Annotated in this window: 8 protein-coding genes and 1 pseudogene; 5 read left to right on the top strand and 4 right to left on the bottom strand. The window is 54.1% G+C overall.

What is annotated here, in order from left to right; genetic code table 11:
• Positions 1 to 74: 74 nt before the first annotated feature.
• From AB1611_16055 to AB1611_16040, 4 genes are all read right to left on the bottom strand, one after another.
• Positions 75 to 1,628 carry a cytochrome c3 family protein gene (locus AB1611_16055; GenBank protein MEW6381103.1) on the bottom strand — a complete coding sequence of 518 codons (1,554 nt, stop codon included), beginning with the start codon at positions 1,626 to 1,628 and terminating at the stop codon, positions 75 to 77.
• Positions 1,629 to 1,718: 90 nt separating this feature from the next.
• Positions 1,719 to 5,264 carry a cytochrome c3 family protein gene (locus tag AB1611_16050; protein ID MEW6381102.1) on the bottom strand — a complete coding sequence of 1,182 codons (3,546 nt, stop codon included), beginning with the start codon at positions 5,262 to 5,264 and terminating at the stop codon, positions 1,719 to 1,721.
• A 330-nt stretch (positions 5,265 to 5,594) separates the two neighbouring features.
• Positions 5,595 to 9,911, bottom strand: a complete 4,317-nt coding sequence (locus tag AB1611_16045) for a cytochrome c3 family protein (protein MEW6381101.1) — start codon at positions 9,909 to 9,911, stop codon at positions 5,595 to 5,597.
• Positions 9,901 to 11,640, bottom strand: a complete 1,740-nt coding sequence (locus AB1611_16040) for a peptidyl-prolyl cis-trans isomerase (protein ID MEW6381100.1) — start codon at positions 11,638 to 11,640, stop codon at positions 9,901 to 9,903. The genes AB1611_16045 and AB1611_16040 overlap by 11 nt, the downstream gene beginning before the upstream one ends.
• 255 nt (positions 11,641 to 11,895) lie before the next feature.
• On the opposite strand from AB1611_16040, the gene AB1611_16035 reads away from it, so the two are divergent.
• From AB1611_16035 to rsxC, 5 genes and pseudogenes are all read left to right on the top strand, one after another.
• Positions 11,896 to 12,414, top strand: a complete 519-nt coding sequence (locus AB1611_16035) for a cytochrome c3 family protein (protein MEW6381099.1) — start codon at positions 11,896 to 11,898, stop codon at positions 12,412 to 12,414.
• Between the two features lie 161 nt (positions 12,415 to 12,575).
• A pseudogene (rpiB, locus tag AB1611_16030) lies at positions 12,576 to 12,995 on the top strand (ribose 5-phosphate isomerase B).
• Positions 12,996 to 13,046: 51 nt separating this feature from the next.
• Complete coding sequence (gene glyA, locus AB1611_16025; protein MEW6381098.1) at positions 13,047 to 14,327, top strand: serine hydroxymethyltransferase; 1,281 nt, start codon at positions 13,047 to 13,049, stop codon at positions 14,325 to 14,327.
• An 11-nt stretch (positions 14,328 to 14,338) separates the two neighbouring features.
• Entirely contained in the window at positions 14,339 to 14,785 is a 447-nt protein-coding gene (locus tag AB1611_16020) for a cytidine/deoxycytidylate deaminase family protein (protein ID MEW6381097.1), read from the top strand.
• Complete coding sequence (rsxC, locus tag AB1611_16015; GenBank protein MEW6381096.1) at positions 14,782 to 16,131, top strand: electron transport complex subunit RsxC; 1,350 nt, start codon at positions 14,782 to 14,784, stop codon at positions 16,129 to 16,131. Before AB1611_16020 ends, rsxC begins: the two co-directional genes overlap by 4 nt.
• Positions 16,132 to 16,134 lie beyond the last annotated feature (3 nt).

Here is a 16,134-nt window from a genome sequence, read left to right as displayed (position 1 = left end):
CTCAACCTCTCTTGCAGATTCGTGATCAACATGGTCAATTGCTCCTCATCATTGTTTCCTGGCAGCTTGGTAAGTCATTTCGGTGGCTCGGGAGCCACATCATCCTTTTTCCCCGACGTCGTCGCTCCCTGGCGCAGCAGGAGAGGAACGAATTTCAGATGACAGGAAGTCGTATTACAGGTGATATTTGTTTTGATCTTAACCGGGTTATGGATGTGGGTGATGCTGTGACATCCCCCCAGGGGATCATTGATATAGCAGCTTGAAGCCCCGTTAACCGAGGTAATAACCGCTGTTGCAGTAGCGGGGGAACCCACGGCCTGATATCCCCCTCCGGCGGGAAGGGGGCTGACTACGGCTGCATCGGCCAGCAGCCAGTCTTTTAAAATGTGTCCCCGCTGAACACCGATAGTGCCTGCGACCGTCCCGCCGACAAAAGTTCCCAGGGTTCCGTGGGGATCATGGCAATAGGTGCAGGAGCCATTTTTTAAATGGGTATAATGGCCATTGATGACATTAAACGGCCGGGTCCCTGTTTTGACCAGATGGCAGGTACTGCAACTCCCCGAAGCCGGGGCATGCTGATGGGGGTAAAAGAAATTGGAGGCTGTCAGCAGCGGATCGTAATATTTATTATTCAGCTCAAAGGAAATATTCGGTGCCCCCGGCCAGGGCGGGTTCGGAGGGGTGAAGATATCCGGTGCATGGCATTCCAGGCAGAACAGGTCCACAGCCGGAACTCCGGCTGCATTGACATTGCCGACATAAAAGGGTGTCCCTGAGATCGGAAATCCGGCTATGCCGATGATGGGCAACGTTGCCTCCGGAACCGGCGTAACCGGATATAAATCGGCTTTCGAATAGGGATCGGAAATCGGATGCCCGGCTTCCATCGTGGTATCGTGATGCGGGTTATGGCAGTCACAGCAGGCAATTACATTGCTTGGCACTCCGCCGAGCAGCACACCCTCGACATGATGATGGGAGGGATTCAGGGGATCGAATTCAACAGCTTTTTCCGGATGACAGCCATTCATGTAACACAGCCGCGGCTGCTCAAGCTGGAGCATGCTCTTGAAGTTTGATCCATGATACTTGTGGCAGTCGAGGCAGCGCAGGTTTCGCCTCCGGTTGACCGCATGGCCACAGGGCACGCTCCACAGGGGAGCGATGATCCTGCTTGGCGAGACCACGCCGTTGACACTGAACCAGACCGGCGGATTTGCCGGGTCGTTGGGGAGGTCATGGCAGCTGAGGCAAAAATTGTTGGTCAGAATCGGGTCCCCATTATAGGGGTAGGCATCCAGGGGATCAGGGTCACGGAGCATGACCACACCCCGCGTATGGTTGATCAGGTAATTATGGCAGGCGCAGCAGTCCTGGCGGATGGCATTTACCTTGGTCACCATATCGGTTGAAACCGAGGAGGCAACGGCATTGGGGTGATGGTCGGGGAAGCTGGTAAACAGACTGGCCTGAAAATCATGGCAGCCGGTACAGCTCAACGGCGGACTTGTTGGCGGTGGCAAAGGAACCTGAGCCTCTGCAAAAAGAGTATGCAGTATGTTGTATCCTGAAATGCCCATGGCGATGAATAGAGCGCTCCAGCCCACGATTTTGATTACCATTTTGAATCTGCGATTTTTTATTTGCCCGTATACCTTCAAAGCAACCTCATCTCCTCAGTTAATTTTTTTATCGGTAAAAAGCCTCCCCTTCTAAGGGATCGCCGGTAAAGGCCAGGGCACTCCGGGTAAAACTTCAGGTGGCAGCGCCTGCGGCGCGGTCAGCAGTTTCTGATACTCCGGATCAAGCAGCGGGTTCGGCATCCAGGCAGGCAGCGAGGGTGACGGGGTAGTCGGCGGTGTCGGCCGCTTGATGGCCAGGGACCAACTGGGGGTTGGATTTATCAGATTCGGGGCCTCATCCGGGTCTCCCACCAGAGGGTTATGACATCCTACGAAGCAGGTCTGCTCAATCGGATTGTATAAAGCAGGCAATCCCGGATAGCTCATTTTGGTCGGATACTCCCCCACTACCCGGGGAAAGCCGAAGAGGGGATTAAAATCGACACTGACTTTCGAGCGGATAAAAATCGGATTAGCCACAGTCGCCCCACCAGCGTTATGCAGGCAGCCGACATGGCAGGTCAGGCAATCGTACTTGCAGTTGAAAACATGCACCGAATGGGCACCGGCCCCGCCAGGGTAATTCTCATCCGTATCCCCGGGTTTTGACCAGCCGTTGCCGGTGGTTGTCGGCGGGAAGCTGTGGCAGTCGATGCAAAAGACCGTAATCCGGTTATGCTGATGACAGTCGGTACAGGCATAAGCCCCCAGGCTGGAATGCTCATACACGGTCGGAGTCGGCGGAGTAATCGGCTGCGGGCTCCCCCAGGAGGGGTTGACGGCCACAAAGGGCACCGATGCCGGTCCAAGACCGCTTGAGGGCTGATATGACCAGCCGTGGCAGTTGACGCAGATCAGGCGGCTTTCGGTACTGTTGCGCTGTTCCTTGTGGTAAGCCATATTGCGGCTGGCATAGAATCCGCCATTGACCTTCCCCCCTAAAACTTCCTTGATAAACGCCTGGTTCTGGGTTTTGGCCTTGGTCCAGCCCCGATGGGGGTCATGGCAGTCGCTGCAGGCCAGTTTATCACCTTTCATAATCCCGCCGGTCATGGGTGACTTGATATAATGGCCGCCTGTTTTAAACCCGTAAGGAGGCACATTTTGCAGCCAGAGGGGAGCGATTTCATAATAACCGATCAGCTCTCCTCCGGGCATATCCACGAAAGCCACATCCTGTGGAATAAACTCCCCGTAGGCAGCCAGAGGAGGATCGTCGTTGCAGCGGGAATGACAGTCATAGCACAAAATGGTATCGCCGAGTGTATAGGCAGGGTTGATTTTCTGCTGGAAGCAGGACTCTTCGGCAGTCAGACTTCTGGCCCACATGATCGGCTTATTGTTCCAGGTTATTCCTGCGGCGGCATTATGCGGCACATGACAGGCGGAGCACAGGCCCTTTTGACCGATCTTGCACCCGGGCCGGTAGCCGGGTGAAAAATCATGGGGAGAATTGACAATTCCGGAAACACCGGGATGACAGCGGATGCACATGTCACTGCCCGAAGGATCGAAATAATTATCCATCACCAGCAGGTTGCCATGATTTCCCGGAGCGGATACTCCATCGAGGGAATGGGGAAAGTCCGCCCATCCGTCAAAGGTGGTGGAGGCTGCGTGAACGCTGTGGCAGGTCAGACAGATAACCCGTCCTGCGGCCGGGGCCTCTCCGGCAGGGGTGAATGTGACCCCGCCTTTTTCTCCGCTCAGGCCGGTCGTAAATTCCGGCAGCCAGCTTATGCTGGTCGTACCGGAAGCAAGGTTTGGCCCCCTACCCAGCGGGTGGTTGAGCAGAGGATCGACGAACATGGTGCTGCCGGGAGCGGTATGGCATTCTTCACAGAATCCCATGGCCGCATAGGGGGATTGCGTGCCGTGGAGGTAGGGAGAGCGGGGGTTACTGCGATTATTGTGGACATCGTGACAGGTCCCGCAGTAAATCAGCCCGGCACTCACTCCGTAATCGTCCAGGGTAACGGGACCAGGACCGTCCGACAGCGGAAACTTGCCTCCCGGCCTGATATTGAGAGCCGTCGTCTCACTCTTTGGCGCGGTGGCGAACCGGTGGCTGAACCGGATGCTTCCCGGTATGGTCCGCTCCGCCGGATCGAGGCTGCGGGGAGGAAGCAGCTTGGAACCGGAAAGGCCCGGTCCCTTGACGATGCTGGAGCGGCCATGACAGCCAAAACACATGTCTTCATAATCAAAAAGATCAGCATCGTTCCATTTGTCCGCCCAGGCCAGATTCAGCGGGGGAACCCGCATCAGGGCATCCAGGTCAGGGGTTAAAAGCTCTCCCCGCTGAGTCCCATCCTCATTCTGTCCGTCATGAATAAAATGGCAGAGCATGCAGTTGCCGCAGCCTGCCTGCTTCTGTATATTGGCTTTGGTTTCCGCATCCTTTACCGTCACCAGACGCTTGAGCGGAGAAGTTTCGCACATCTGGTGATGACCGTACTTTTCATCTCCCAGATTATAGGCGCTTTTGTCCGGATGACACACACAGCAAAAGAGCGCCGAATCCTGGGAAAAATCCCAGCGCAGAAAATTGTTGGCCCGATCGCCCTGATGAAATCCATCATGACAGGAGGTGCAGGTCAATTCACCCGCTTTATTCATCAGGGATTCTCCACACCCCCTGGCCCGGGGAATCTTTCCCAGAACCGCCTGCGTGCCCATCGGATGATGTTCCCGGGGAGTGGCACTGTCATCGCCATAAATGGTGGTTGCACCTGCCGGACCCCATTGGGCCGCGCCCTGCGGACCGTGACAGCCGTAGCAGAGAGAAGACGGAAAGTCGTTTCCCGGACCATCCGTAATTCGCGGGACATTGGGTTTGGCTGCAAACGGCACGGGAACCACCTCATGGATAAAAATCTTGCGGCCAATGACCTCATTATCGGAAATCAGGGTTGCCCCCTGGTGAGGATGATGGCAGTCCAGGCAATCACTGTCCGGCGCATGGATATTGCCGTGACACTCGTTGCAGAATTCCTTCCTTCTGCCGGGAGTACCGACATTTTTATCCTTACTGCGAAGGTAATCACTGCCCTGCTGATAGACTCCCGAAGGATCTCCGTGGGGGTTATGGCAGCTCCCGCAGTAAAAGCCGCTCCCTCCCCGATAATAATTAAGGTTCTGGCGTCCGTGAGCAGTCCCCGCCTTGACAGAGGGGACCGTATCCCAGTCCTCGGGATTCAGCGGAAAGACCTTCTTATTGATACTGCCAACCATCTTCAGGCTGGCAGCCAGGGGATAATCACCCGGTTTGACGGTCGCTGCCGTGTGCATGACATGGTCTTCAAAGTTTTTCCGGGAGAAGACATCCCGCAGCCCGCTGTAAGCGCCTCCTGAACCGTCATGACAGGAATAGCAAAGCCCGCGGACTCCACCGAAGGTGGCATTCTCCGGATCAGGAATATCTTTGGCCCATATCTTCGGTCCCTTTCCTCCATGCGGTGTATGGCAGACCGCACAGGCCCCCCGGTATGTCCCCCTATCTACACCTTCCATATTCGGATCAAAGAAATGGGGCCCGTTCACGGCCATGACTGCCGAAGGAAAAATAAGGTAAAGGCATACGGCCAGACTACCGGCGATGACCAATTGGAGAAAGGCATGGGAAAAAATTTTCATATTCAGTCTGTTATTTTCACACTAATAAGCTCTAATAAGCTCGTCTCACTCTAACCTTTCACCAGCAGGAAGCAGCCAATAACCATCCACTGAGCTGCAACTTCAGGCAGCCGTTCAGGTAAGAGCATTTTCAGTTAAAGTTTTGTCTGGTACAGCGTTAGGTTATACTTGCAAGTTTGATTCCTGATTCTGGGGAGATGGAGTCTTTACTATTTTAACCTACTCCAGCGAAAACTACAATATGCTTTACAGTTATTTTTGGAAATTTTGATCCTGACCCGGCCGGAAGGGGAAAAAGTGGTCAGTGATCAGTGACCACTGACCACTCCCTTACTTCGGTGACTCTGGCGCCACGAGGTCTTTCGAGGAGCATGGATAGTAGACATAATTACCGCGGAACCGCTGCAGCTTGGCATGGCATTCCCAGCAATATAAGTCGTTGTAGTTATCCATGCTGTCCGCATAAGCCCCATATTCCTTGCTGCCGATGAATCCAAATTCTTCACCTGCGTCATCGATATCATGCTCAATGGCGAGGTCATCTCTGGTCATGGAGATATAATGGGTCCCGTGCGGATTATGGCAGGCCGTACAGGAGGGCCGTGAATCCAGTATTCCATCCTTGTCCGAATCCCAGAAGGCGGCAGGACGCTCCTTGACCACACTGGTCCCGGCATGACATCGGCTCGAATAGCAGGTCTGGGTCCTGCGGTTATTACTGCTGGTGCTGCTCTGGCTTTGAGGTCGTGCAGTAATGATCGCGTTCGGATCAATAGCCGCATCCGGCAGGGAGAGATGATTCCAGTGGAGATTATACCTGCGCAGGGGGAAGACCCTGCTGAAATCGATAGTTATGCCCTGTCCCATTTTTCTCAAGGGGTAGATGCCATGCTCGTCCGCATTTCTGAACCCGGTCATGGTGTATCCGCTGTCGCTATTCTTATTCTTAACTTCCAGATTTACATACGGATTATGATTGTCGGTATAATCCCAATACCCTGGCGGGAGCCCGATGATGGTGGGCTCCGAATGAACGATTTTGCTTTCCTTATGACAACTGAAGCACAGCGTAAAATCGGAGCCGCGATATTCTTCGGATCTGCGGGGCAGCTCAAGCTCCTGTTTCAGCCGGAATTTATTGGCCTGCCAGTTTTTGAAATTCTTCTTCTTCTCCCGCTGGCTGTTAACGATATGCCTGGCCTCCGGTGAATGGCACGCAGTGCATAACAGCCCTGCCCCTCCCCGGCCTGCTACTCCCCGCTGGGTGGATCGATAATTTTTCCCTTTGGGTAACCCATGCCCGCTGATGAGATATCCGCTTTCGTTGTCCGTACCGGCAATATTTGGTGCCTGAATCCAGAGCTGTTCCGGCAGGTCAGGATTCTGAATGCGGGAGGGCTGGTCATCGTGGCATCCGAGACACCAATTATCCTTTCCTTTCTTCAATTCATCGTTTTCATAGACGCCCTCTTTCCAGGAAGCCTTGGCACTGTCAGGGTCATTCACTCCGTCGAATTGTCCCCACCGGCTGTGGCAGACATCACAGACCGTGGTATCGGCCAGAATCTGGCCATCGTTGAAGATCAGATTTCCAGCCCGGAAAGAAAGCTCCGCAGGGTGACAGATATCGCACTTATTGTCTGAAGGGCTGGTTCCCAGAGCTTCCTGATGGAGCATTATAGTATCTTCCCCGGTGGTCAGAAGGCTCCTGAAGTGAAATTCATGGGTGCCTGGCCCGGTGCGGGGAGATTGGGGGACAGCCATACGGTTATGGAGATGGCACTTGGTGCAGGGCACCTGATGTTCATCCGATGTGTGCTCGGCCAGTTTGAGTTTATCCTGAGAGGGGGTTTTCACGATTTCGATTCCGAAAAGACGGACCGGGGTATTCATCGGCAGGTTGTATTCCGAATAGCCATGGCAGGAGACACAGATGTCCCGGCCTGTTCCAGTTCCGTTCCGGGTATTCCTGCTGGCCCGAAGCTGGCCTGTGGAGCTGGTTCCCAGGGGATTCCGGAGAAAGACCTCATTACCGCTGCCCCTGTTGTGCGGATCGTGGCAGATATTGCAGGAAAGCTTGTCTCCGCTGCTGATCCCATTGGTAATCTCGGTAAGTCCGGCTGTCTTGATATAATGCCCCCCTGTTTCCACTGCCTCGAAATCGGTGATCGGAAGATCCTTCAGACCGTATTCCCCGACGCTTCCCGGCGGGATGGTTTCATAAAAACCTACCTTCGAGGTTTTCCCGGGACCGTCGCTGAAGGCAATATCCTGAGGAGGATAGAGGAAGGAATTGATTGGCGGATCATCATCCGCCACGGAATGATCATCATGGCAGTCATAACAGAAAAGCGTTACCCCTCTCTGGTAATCCGGCCTTTTATCCTGCCTGAAGATTTTGCGCTCCTCGGCCAGGCTTCGCGCCCACAGCAGGCTCTTCTCCCGCGATCCGTGGGGTATATGACAGGCGGAGCAGACACCGCCGCCTGATTGCGGAGAGCCCAGATTCAGGCCGGAAAAATCATGCCGTGAGTGAATTATTCCCTGGTAGGAAGTGTGGCAGGACCGGCAGAGATCGCTTCCTTCATCTGATGAAAAATTATCCGCCACCAGCAGCTTCCCGTGGGATCCAGCGGCCATGGCTCTATCGATCCGGCCGTTAAAACTGGTTTTGGCCGCATGCATGCTGTGGCAGGTCAGACAGAGTATCTGCCCTTCAGGGCTCTCGTCAGAAGTAATCCCCTGCGGAAGGCCGCTCTTTCCCCCATACGCAAACCGGGGGAATTTCTCGTCAGTAACGCCCGGCCGCGGACAGACGGCAACCGGGTGGCTGGATTGCCCGTTCCCTGGAAGGTCGGTATGGCAGCGGGCGCAAAAGCCGCTTCCCCGGTACGGAGAATCTTTGCCCCGCAGATACGGAGCATTGGCGCTCTTGTGGACATCGTGGCAACTGCCGCAGTAAATCTTCCCCTGCCCTGCTCCGTAATCATCCGGGACTTTGCCGGAAAGGTCCCCGTCCGAAACCGGCAGGGTCGGGTGAACCTTATCCGAGGGGACGGAAGAAAACCGGTGGCTGAAATACTTTTGGGGCTGCAACCGGGCTCCCTCTTTTTCGGTGCCCTTCATGTAGAGACTGGAGCTGTGACAGCCGAAACACAGGTCTTCAAAGTCTTCGGTGTCAGTATCATTGGCCTGATCCGACCATGCCAGGTTGACCGGCTCGATCCGCAGAAGCGCCCTGGTTGCAGGTCTGTTGTGCTCTCCCCGGTCGGGACCGTCATGAATGAAGTGGCAGAACATGCACTCTCCCCGCTGGTTCGGGCTTTTGCCACAGACCTGGCGGTGAGCCGCTCCCGCCACTCCAAGATCTTTTGCCGTCTTGTCGGAATGGCAGAATGTACACAGGGAAGCGGAGTCAGCGGTGAAATCTGTCCTGAGAAAATGCAGATTCTTTCCCCGGTGAAACCCGTTGTGGCACGAAGTGCAGGTTACCTGACCGGAGCTGTTCAGGACCGCCCTGCGAAGCCCCGGAGCCCGGAGAGCCTTTCCGAGCTGGGCCTGGCTGCCCATAGGGTGGTGCGCCTTTTTGGTCTTGCTGCCATCGCCAAAAATGGGTGTAGCCCCGGCTTCCCGCATCTCCTGCGGGGCATCCGGCCCGTGACAGCTATAGCAGAGGCTGGAGACATCCGGCGAAGATTCATGTCCGTCCGAAGGGCCAAAGGCAGCCACATTCGGCAGGGCCTGGAAATTTACCGGACTCACCTTCCGGGTTAAAATAGACCGGCCAAGCTGCGCCTCACGGCTGAGCTGATAGTATCCGTCATGGGGGTGATGGCACTGGTTGCAGCTTGACGATCCTCCATGCTGGCGGCCCTTTGAGCTGTCCTCGTGGCACTGAAGGCAGAGAGGGGTTCTTTGCCCCGATTGTCCGACCGTTTTTTCCTCTTTTGTTCGCAGATAGTCTCCATTGCCGGTGATATCCTGGTTTGGCTGGATATGAGGATCATGGCAGGTCGTGCAGGTAAAGCCGCTGTCCTTGCCGCTGGCTGTCGTGAGAGGGAAAAAATTTTCATCCAGGGCAGCAGGCAATTTCCCCCGGTTCGGGTCAGTCTCCACCCGTTCGGCCATGACGTGGCTTTCACCAACCCCCAGGAGTGAAGTATCCATCAGGACATTTCCGTAGATAAAATCATGGCCTTCCGGTTCATGATTGCCCAGGGTGAAGCCGGACCGGGCATTGACCGCATTGCCCGGATAATGGCAACTGCTGCATATGGTCTGGACGCCCTTTGCCCCCGGCAGGGTTTGAGCCCCTTGGGGCAGGTCAGCCCATATCTTTACGTTTTCCTTCTTACCGGCTTTGGTGAAATGACAGGAGGCACACACCGGCCCTCTGATTCCGGCTGCTTTTTGATTATGAGCGCCCATATCGTGTCCGACTCCTCCATCCACGGCCAGAGCCTGGGAGCATATGCAGGTAAGGGCTGCCAGCACAAGGGAAGTTATCAGTTTCAAGTTATCAGTTTTCAGTATCTTACTGACCACTGACCACTGACCGCTGACCACTCTCTCTCCTGGATCATGGCTCCTGACTCCTGACTTCTCTTCACTGACCACTGACCGCTGACCGCTTTCTTTAGAGCGCATTTTTAACCACTTCCTGAAAAAGAGATTCATTCACCACCACCCGGCTTTTTCGCCGCAGAACAGTTATATGGTCATGTAAGGCTTTTTCTTTTTTGGCTGATAACAGCCTGTCCCTGATTCCGGATTTCACCTCGTCCAGCCTGGCAAAGCCCTTGCCTTGCCGATCAAGGAGCTTTACCACGTGAAATCCTCTGGTTGTCTTGATGGGTTTACTCACCTCGCCTGCCCGCAAACTAAAGACCCGGTCCTCGAATTCCTTTCCCATAGCGCTTCCCCCTCTCGCCCAAAAGCCCTCTGGTGTCAATGAATCTGGTGGCGGATATTTCTTTGACAGTTCAGTAAACTGAGCTCCCGTATTAAGCTGGTGGATAATATCGGCAGCGGTTTTCTCATCCGGAACGATGATCTGGCTTATTCTGACTCTTTCCGGAACCTGGTATTCGGTCAGATGATCCTGATAATACTTTTGACACTCTTCACTGCTCACCGTAAGAGCTTTATATATTCCTTCGGCAACCAGTCGCCTTGTCATCAGGTCATCTTTAAACCGGGCCATATTTTTTTTTACCTCCGGAGACTGGTCATAGTGCAGTTGCCGGGCATAGTCAGCTACCAGAATGGTCTTGGTCTTTCGATCAAGGAGCCTTCTCAGCATGGCCGGGTCTTTTTCCCAGGGTCTTCCTCCTCCGAACGAAGGGTCCGCGCGATCGGGAATAATTTCCGCCAGCAGGATGGATCGGTCCCCCACCCTGGCTATTTCCAGGCCGCCCATCCTGGCCAGGACTGAGGCCGCACCCTGGCCGGGGGCACCCTGGGTGCCTGAAACAATGGCCTGCTCAATTTCTTTCCACAAAGCTTCGTTGATCACCAGCCGGGACTCTTCGGACAATTGCCGCAGGAGCTGGTCCCACCGCTCCCGTTTGCGCTCCAGCCTGACCTGCTGGCGGATGTACTGTTTAATCCGATCGAGGGCCTCGGCTGAGGTCTTTCTTCGTCCGGTTACCTGAAACAGAGCGAATCCCTCCCGGATGGCAGCCGGACCGCTGATTTCTCCCTTTTTCAGGTGAAAGATTTCCTCTACCACTTTTTTGGGGAAAATGCCCTGATCGAAGGACATATAACCGATATCTCCCCCCTTATGGGCATCCTCGGCCAGGGAATGCTTTTTGGCCAGGCTGCTGAAGTCGGCTCCGTTCTCCAATTTCCTGCGCAGGCTAAGAGCCTCTTGCCGCGTGGCGGTCACAATCCTGCGAAGGCGCACCTCGACCTTCTGATTCTCCGGGATCCGCCGCTCGACTTCCCGCTCATCGATCCTGATGCCCTTGTCGATCTGCTCTTCAGTCAGCATATTGATCAGAAGGGTCTGCTCAAAATCGGCCAGCTCTTTTTGGCTGTTTTTCAGGGTATCGGGGTATAACCGTCGTGCCTCTTCAGCCATCAGGACCTTGCCGATCAGAGCGTCCAGGGCCTCTTTGGGATCATTCTGATTGCTGTTCGCAGAGTTCCATCGTGCAATCCGGGGCCGGGTTTTATAAAAATCGATAAAATCGCCAACGGTAATTTTTCTCTTGCCAACCGTAGCCAGAGTCCTGTCCGCTGTCTTGGCGCTCAGCGGGGCGGACAAGGCGGACGAAAATGAACAGGTGATGACCACGACCCAAACCGGGATGATCAAACCTGCATAAAAAAAGATACGGGAAAAACATCTTTTCTTATCATAACACTCCATAAAACTCCTCCTTTGGGTCGATAATGATTCGTGCGGAAAAAGGGCGGGAGGCTCTCTTGGTTTTATCGTTTCCTTTGATCCAGGACATCGTTTTATCCTGCTGCACCTCTCCCCACAGGAGTTTTCCCAAAAAAATGGATTTCCTTTTTCGTGTTCTTACTAATTCCTTGACAAGGAAAACTCCACTCTAGTAATATTAACGTAACGTAAGCGCGTGTTACTCCAAACCATACAGGAAAGGAGGTGGTTCAGAAAATGAAAAAGAGCTTACCCCTTCTACTTCTCGTGGTTCTGCTTACCCCAGCAATTGCATTAGCCGGTGAAGGTCATGAGGAATGTTCTCTTTGCCACGGTGCTCATACGGCAGTAGGTCCCGGTCTTTTGACTGAAAAACCGAATACCACGACCATCAATCCTGCTACCGGAAAGCCGCTGGAAAGAATGGAACAGATCTGCATGGCCTGCCATGCGGCGGAGCCTGATGGCCTCGGTTATCGGCCCGTCAAAATGGAAAGCACTCACCCAAGCGGCATAAAACCGAAGAAGGTTATTTTACCGGAAAGTGCCAAGGGTTTCAAGGGGCAGGAAGATCAGTTGACTTGTATGGGATGTCACGATCCTCACCCGTCAAATGCTAATTATATGTATCTGAGAGGTCCTCAGGTATCGGCGGGAAATACGCAGGCTTTCTGCATCTGGTGTCATCCGGCACAGGCAGGCACGGCATCTCAGGGTGCTCCGGCACCGAAGGCCCCGGCGCCTAAGTCGAACTAGCTGACAGCAATTTTCCAAGGTGGGTTAACGACAAAGGAGCTTAGCTATTCCCGGCTAAGCTCCTTTTATTTATTTTGGGATCATGTCACAGATTTTGAACAACCGTTCCTGAGGTTATCAACCAAAACCATCGATATAGTAAAATATAAGGGAAGTGAGCTGTGGTGATTCTAATTGGCAGTGATCATGGCGGATGGGAATTGAAAGAGTTTTTAAAGTCCTATCTCGAGAGTCAAAATTACCAGGTCGAAGATGTCGGAACTTACAGTCCGGCATCAGTGGACTATCCGGATATCGGAAAACGCCTGGTTGAGAATATTATTGACAAAAAATCAGAAAAAGGTATTCTTATCTGTGGTACAGGGATCGGCATGTCCATCGTGGCCAACCGCTATCCCGGAATCAGAGCTGCACTGTGCAGCGAGCCGATGTCTGCCCGGTTGAGCCGTGAGCATAACGATGCCAATGTCCTGGTTCTCGGAGGCCGGGTCATCGGCAGGGAAATGGCTGCCGAAATTACCCGGGTATGGCTGACGACCGGGTTTTCCGGAGGAAGACATGCCGGCAGGATAGCCAAAATCGATCCTGGGGAAAAGGATGTTCAGGATAAAGAGAGACAAGCTGATCGGACGATGACCAAAGAAGAAAAAATAAAAAACGTGAACCCCAAAGAGCTGGCCGCAGTTGATCCGGAAATCAAAGCCGCTATTCAGCAGGAAACCGCACGTACTTTTCATAACCTGCAGATGATCGCTTCGGAAAACTACGCCAGTGAGGCGGTTTTGGAAGCTCAGGGGTCAATTCTCACCAATAAATACGCTGAAGGGTACCCGTCGGGAAGATACTATGGCGGCTGTGAGCATGTGGATACCGTCGAGACCCTGGCCATAGAAAGAGCCAAAAAGCTGTTCGCGGCAGAGCATGTCAATGTCCAGCCCCACTCCGGCTCCCAGGCCAATCTGGCAGTCTATTTCTCCATTCTCGGCCCCGGCGATACCATCCTCGGCATGGAGCTGTCTCATGGCGGTCACCTCACGCATGGAAGTCCGGCCAATCTCTCCGGCAAATACTTCCGCTGCCTTTCCTATGGAGTGGACCGGAAAACCGAAACCGTGGATTTCGAAGCCCTGAGAAACCTCGCCAGGACCCACCGGCCAAAACTGATCGTTGTCGGAGCAAGCGCCTATCCCCGGCAACTGGACTGGAAGGTATTCAGACAGATCGCCGATGAGTGCGGGGCCTTCCTGATGGCCGATATCGCTCATATTGCCGGACTGGTAGCTGCCGGCCTTCACCCCTCACCAATCCCTTACTGTGAATTTGTCACCACCACCACTCACAAGACAATGCGCGGCCCGCGGGGCGGAATGATCATGTGCACAAAGGAATTTGCGGCCAAAATCGATAAAGCGGTTTTTCCCGGAACTCAAGGGGGGCCGATGATGCACACCATAGCTGCCAAAGCGGTCTGTTTCAAAGAAGCCCTGAGCGAGGATTTTCGTGCTTACCAGCAGCAGGTGGTGAACAACGCCAGGGTAATTGCCGAGGAAATGCAGCAGGCGGGATTCCGCGTGGTTTCCGGCGGAACCGACAACCACCTGGTCCTGCTGGACCTTTCACCCAAAGGAATCACCGGCAAGGATGCCGAGGCAGCCCTGGACGCTTCGGGCATCACCATCAACAAAAACGAAATCCCCTTTGACACCAGAGGATCCCGGGTCACCAGCGGCATCCGGATCGGAAGCCCGGCCATTACTACCCGCGGCATGAAAGAGCCTGAAATGAAATACATCACTCAGCTCATGAGAGAGGTATTGAACCATATCGGCGATCAGGCCACCTATGCCAGAACCAGAGATGCTGTCAGGGACCTTTGCCTCCGTTTTCCCATCTATCAGTCTCGACTCGGATAAAGGGGGCTGCCATGTCAAGGCCCTCTTGGAACGAATATTTTATGCAGATTGCACACTTGGTTTCTCAACGTTCTACTTGCATTCGACGTCAAGTTGGTGTTATTATTGTCAAAGATAAACGTGTATTATCCACGGGTTATAATGGTGCGCCCACCGGATTGCGACATTGCCTTGACCTCGGCTGTCTGAGAGATCAATTGCAGGTTCCTTCCGGCGAGCGGCACGAGCTCTGTCGCGGGCTTCATGGAGAGCAAAATGCCATTATTCAGGCTGCCCTGTATGGAGTCAGCATCGAGGGGGGTTGTATTTATTCTACTCACCTGCCTTGCAGTCTGTGCGCCAAAATGCTCATAAATGCCGGAGTTCGGGAGATTTACTATGCGGACGGATATCCTGACGAGTTGTCCTCCCAGCTTATGGACGAGGCAGGGATGAGTGTACAAAAGGTAAGTATATGAATACAAAACTAAAAACATTTTTAGGTGGCATTCATCAGCCGGACTGTAAAGAATTCAGCGCGGCTTGCAGAATTCAGGATGTCCCCCTGCCCAAGAGGGTTTATCTGCCCGTTGTGCAGCACATCGGAGCGCCTGCCGCGCCCCTGGTCCAGGTGGGGCAAAACGTAAAAAAAGGAGAGAAAATCGCCGACAGCGAGGCTTTTGTCTCCGCTCCGGTCCATGCCAGTATTTCCGGTACGGTAGTGGATATCAAAAATCATCCCCATCCCGGCGGAAGTGAAGTGACCACGATTATAATCGAGTCGGACGGAAAGGATGGCTGGTTCAGGGAGCCGCACAATGGGCAGGATCCCCTGGACCTTGAGCCGGAAGAAATCCGAAAAAAAATCCGCGAGGCTGGTATCGTCGGCCTGGGCGGGGCTGCATTCCCTACGCAGGTGAAGCTGTCTGTGCCGAAGGGAAAACCGATCGATGCCGTCATCCTGAACGGAGCGGAATGTGAGCCCTACCTGACCGCTGACTACCGGCTCATGCTGGAAAAAGCTGAATCCATCGTCAAGGGATTGCAGATATTACTGCGCATCCTGGGCGTAGAGCGGGGCTTTATTGGTATCGAGGCCAATAAGCCCGAGGCGATTGCGGCCATGGGCAAGGCGGCTGCCAGGGTCCCTCAGATCGAAGTGGTCGGCCTCAAGGTACGATATCCCCAGGGTGCGGAAAAGCAGTTGATAAAAACCATCCTGAACCGTGAGGTCCCTCCGCCGCCGGGGCTGCCCCTGGATGTGGGGGTAGTGGTTCAGAACGTCGGGACCGCCTATGCCATTTATGAGGCGGCAGCCTGGGGCAAACCCCTGATCGAGCGGATCGTCACCGTTACCGGCAAAGGGATAAGGGAGCCGAAAAACCTGCGCCTTCGGCTTGGCACCCTCTTTTCCGAGGCCATCAGCCACTGCGGCGGGTTTCAGGGGGAGGTGGGAAAAATCCTTATGGGCGGGCCCATGATGGGGCTGGCCCAATATACGACGGATGTTCCCGTTATTAAAGGGACATCGGGAATACTGGTTCTGACCGCAGAAGAATGTCAGTCGCAGGAGGCCAGTCATTGCATCAACTGCGGCATGTGTGTCCGCGCCTGTCCCATGCGGCTGGTGCCGAGCCTGATCGGTACCTACTGCGAAAAAGACCTTCTCGATGAGGCAGAGGCACATCATGTGCTCGATTGTATCGAATGTGGTTCGTGCGCTTACGTATGTCCGGCCAAACGGCATCTTGTCCATCTGGTAAAATATGGCAAAAGTGCCATTCTGGCCAAAAAGCGAAGACAAGGGAAACCGGAAAAAGGATGAATT

This window comes from bacterium (assembly GCA_040755755.1).
In the GTDB taxonomy this organism is placed as follows: domain Bacteria; phylum SZUA-182; class SZUA-182; order DTGQ01; family DTGQ01; genus DTGQ01.
This window is presented reverse-complemented; position numbering and strand designations above follow the sequence as displayed.

Bases quoted from the DNA above. Each gene is read 5' to 3' on its own strand.
- AB1611_16055 (MEW6381103.1), bottom strand. From the start codon at position 1,628: ATGGTAATCAAAATCGTGGGCTGGAGCGCTCTATTCATCGCCATGGGC.
- AB1611_16050 (MEW6381102.1), bottom strand. From the start codon at position 5,264: ATGAAAATTTTTTCCCATGCCTTTCTCCAATTGGTCATCGCCGGTAGT.
- AB1611_16045 (MEW6381101.1), bottom strand. From the start codon at position 9,911: ATGCGCTCTAAAGAAAGCGGTCAGCGGTCAGTGGTCAGTGAAGAGAAG.
- AB1611_16040 (MEW6381100.1), bottom strand. From the start codon at position 11,640: ATGGAGTGTTATGATAAGAAAAGATGTTTTTCCCGTATCTTTTTTTAT.
- AB1611_16035 (MEW6381099.1), top strand. From the start codon at position 11,896: ATGAAAAAGAGCTTACCCCTTCTACTTCTCGTGGTTCTGCTTACCCCA.
- glyA (MEW6381098.1), top strand. From the start codon at position 13,047: ATGACCAAAGAAGAAAAAATAAAAAACGTGAACCCCAAAGAGCTGGCC.
- AB1611_16020 (MEW6381097.1), top strand. From the start codon at position 14,339: ATGTCAAGGCCCTCTTGGAACGAATATTTTATGCAGATTGCACACTTG.
- rsxC (MEW6381096.1), top strand. From the start codon at position 14,782: ATGAATACAAAACTAAAAACATTTTTAGGTGGCATTCATCAGCCGGAC.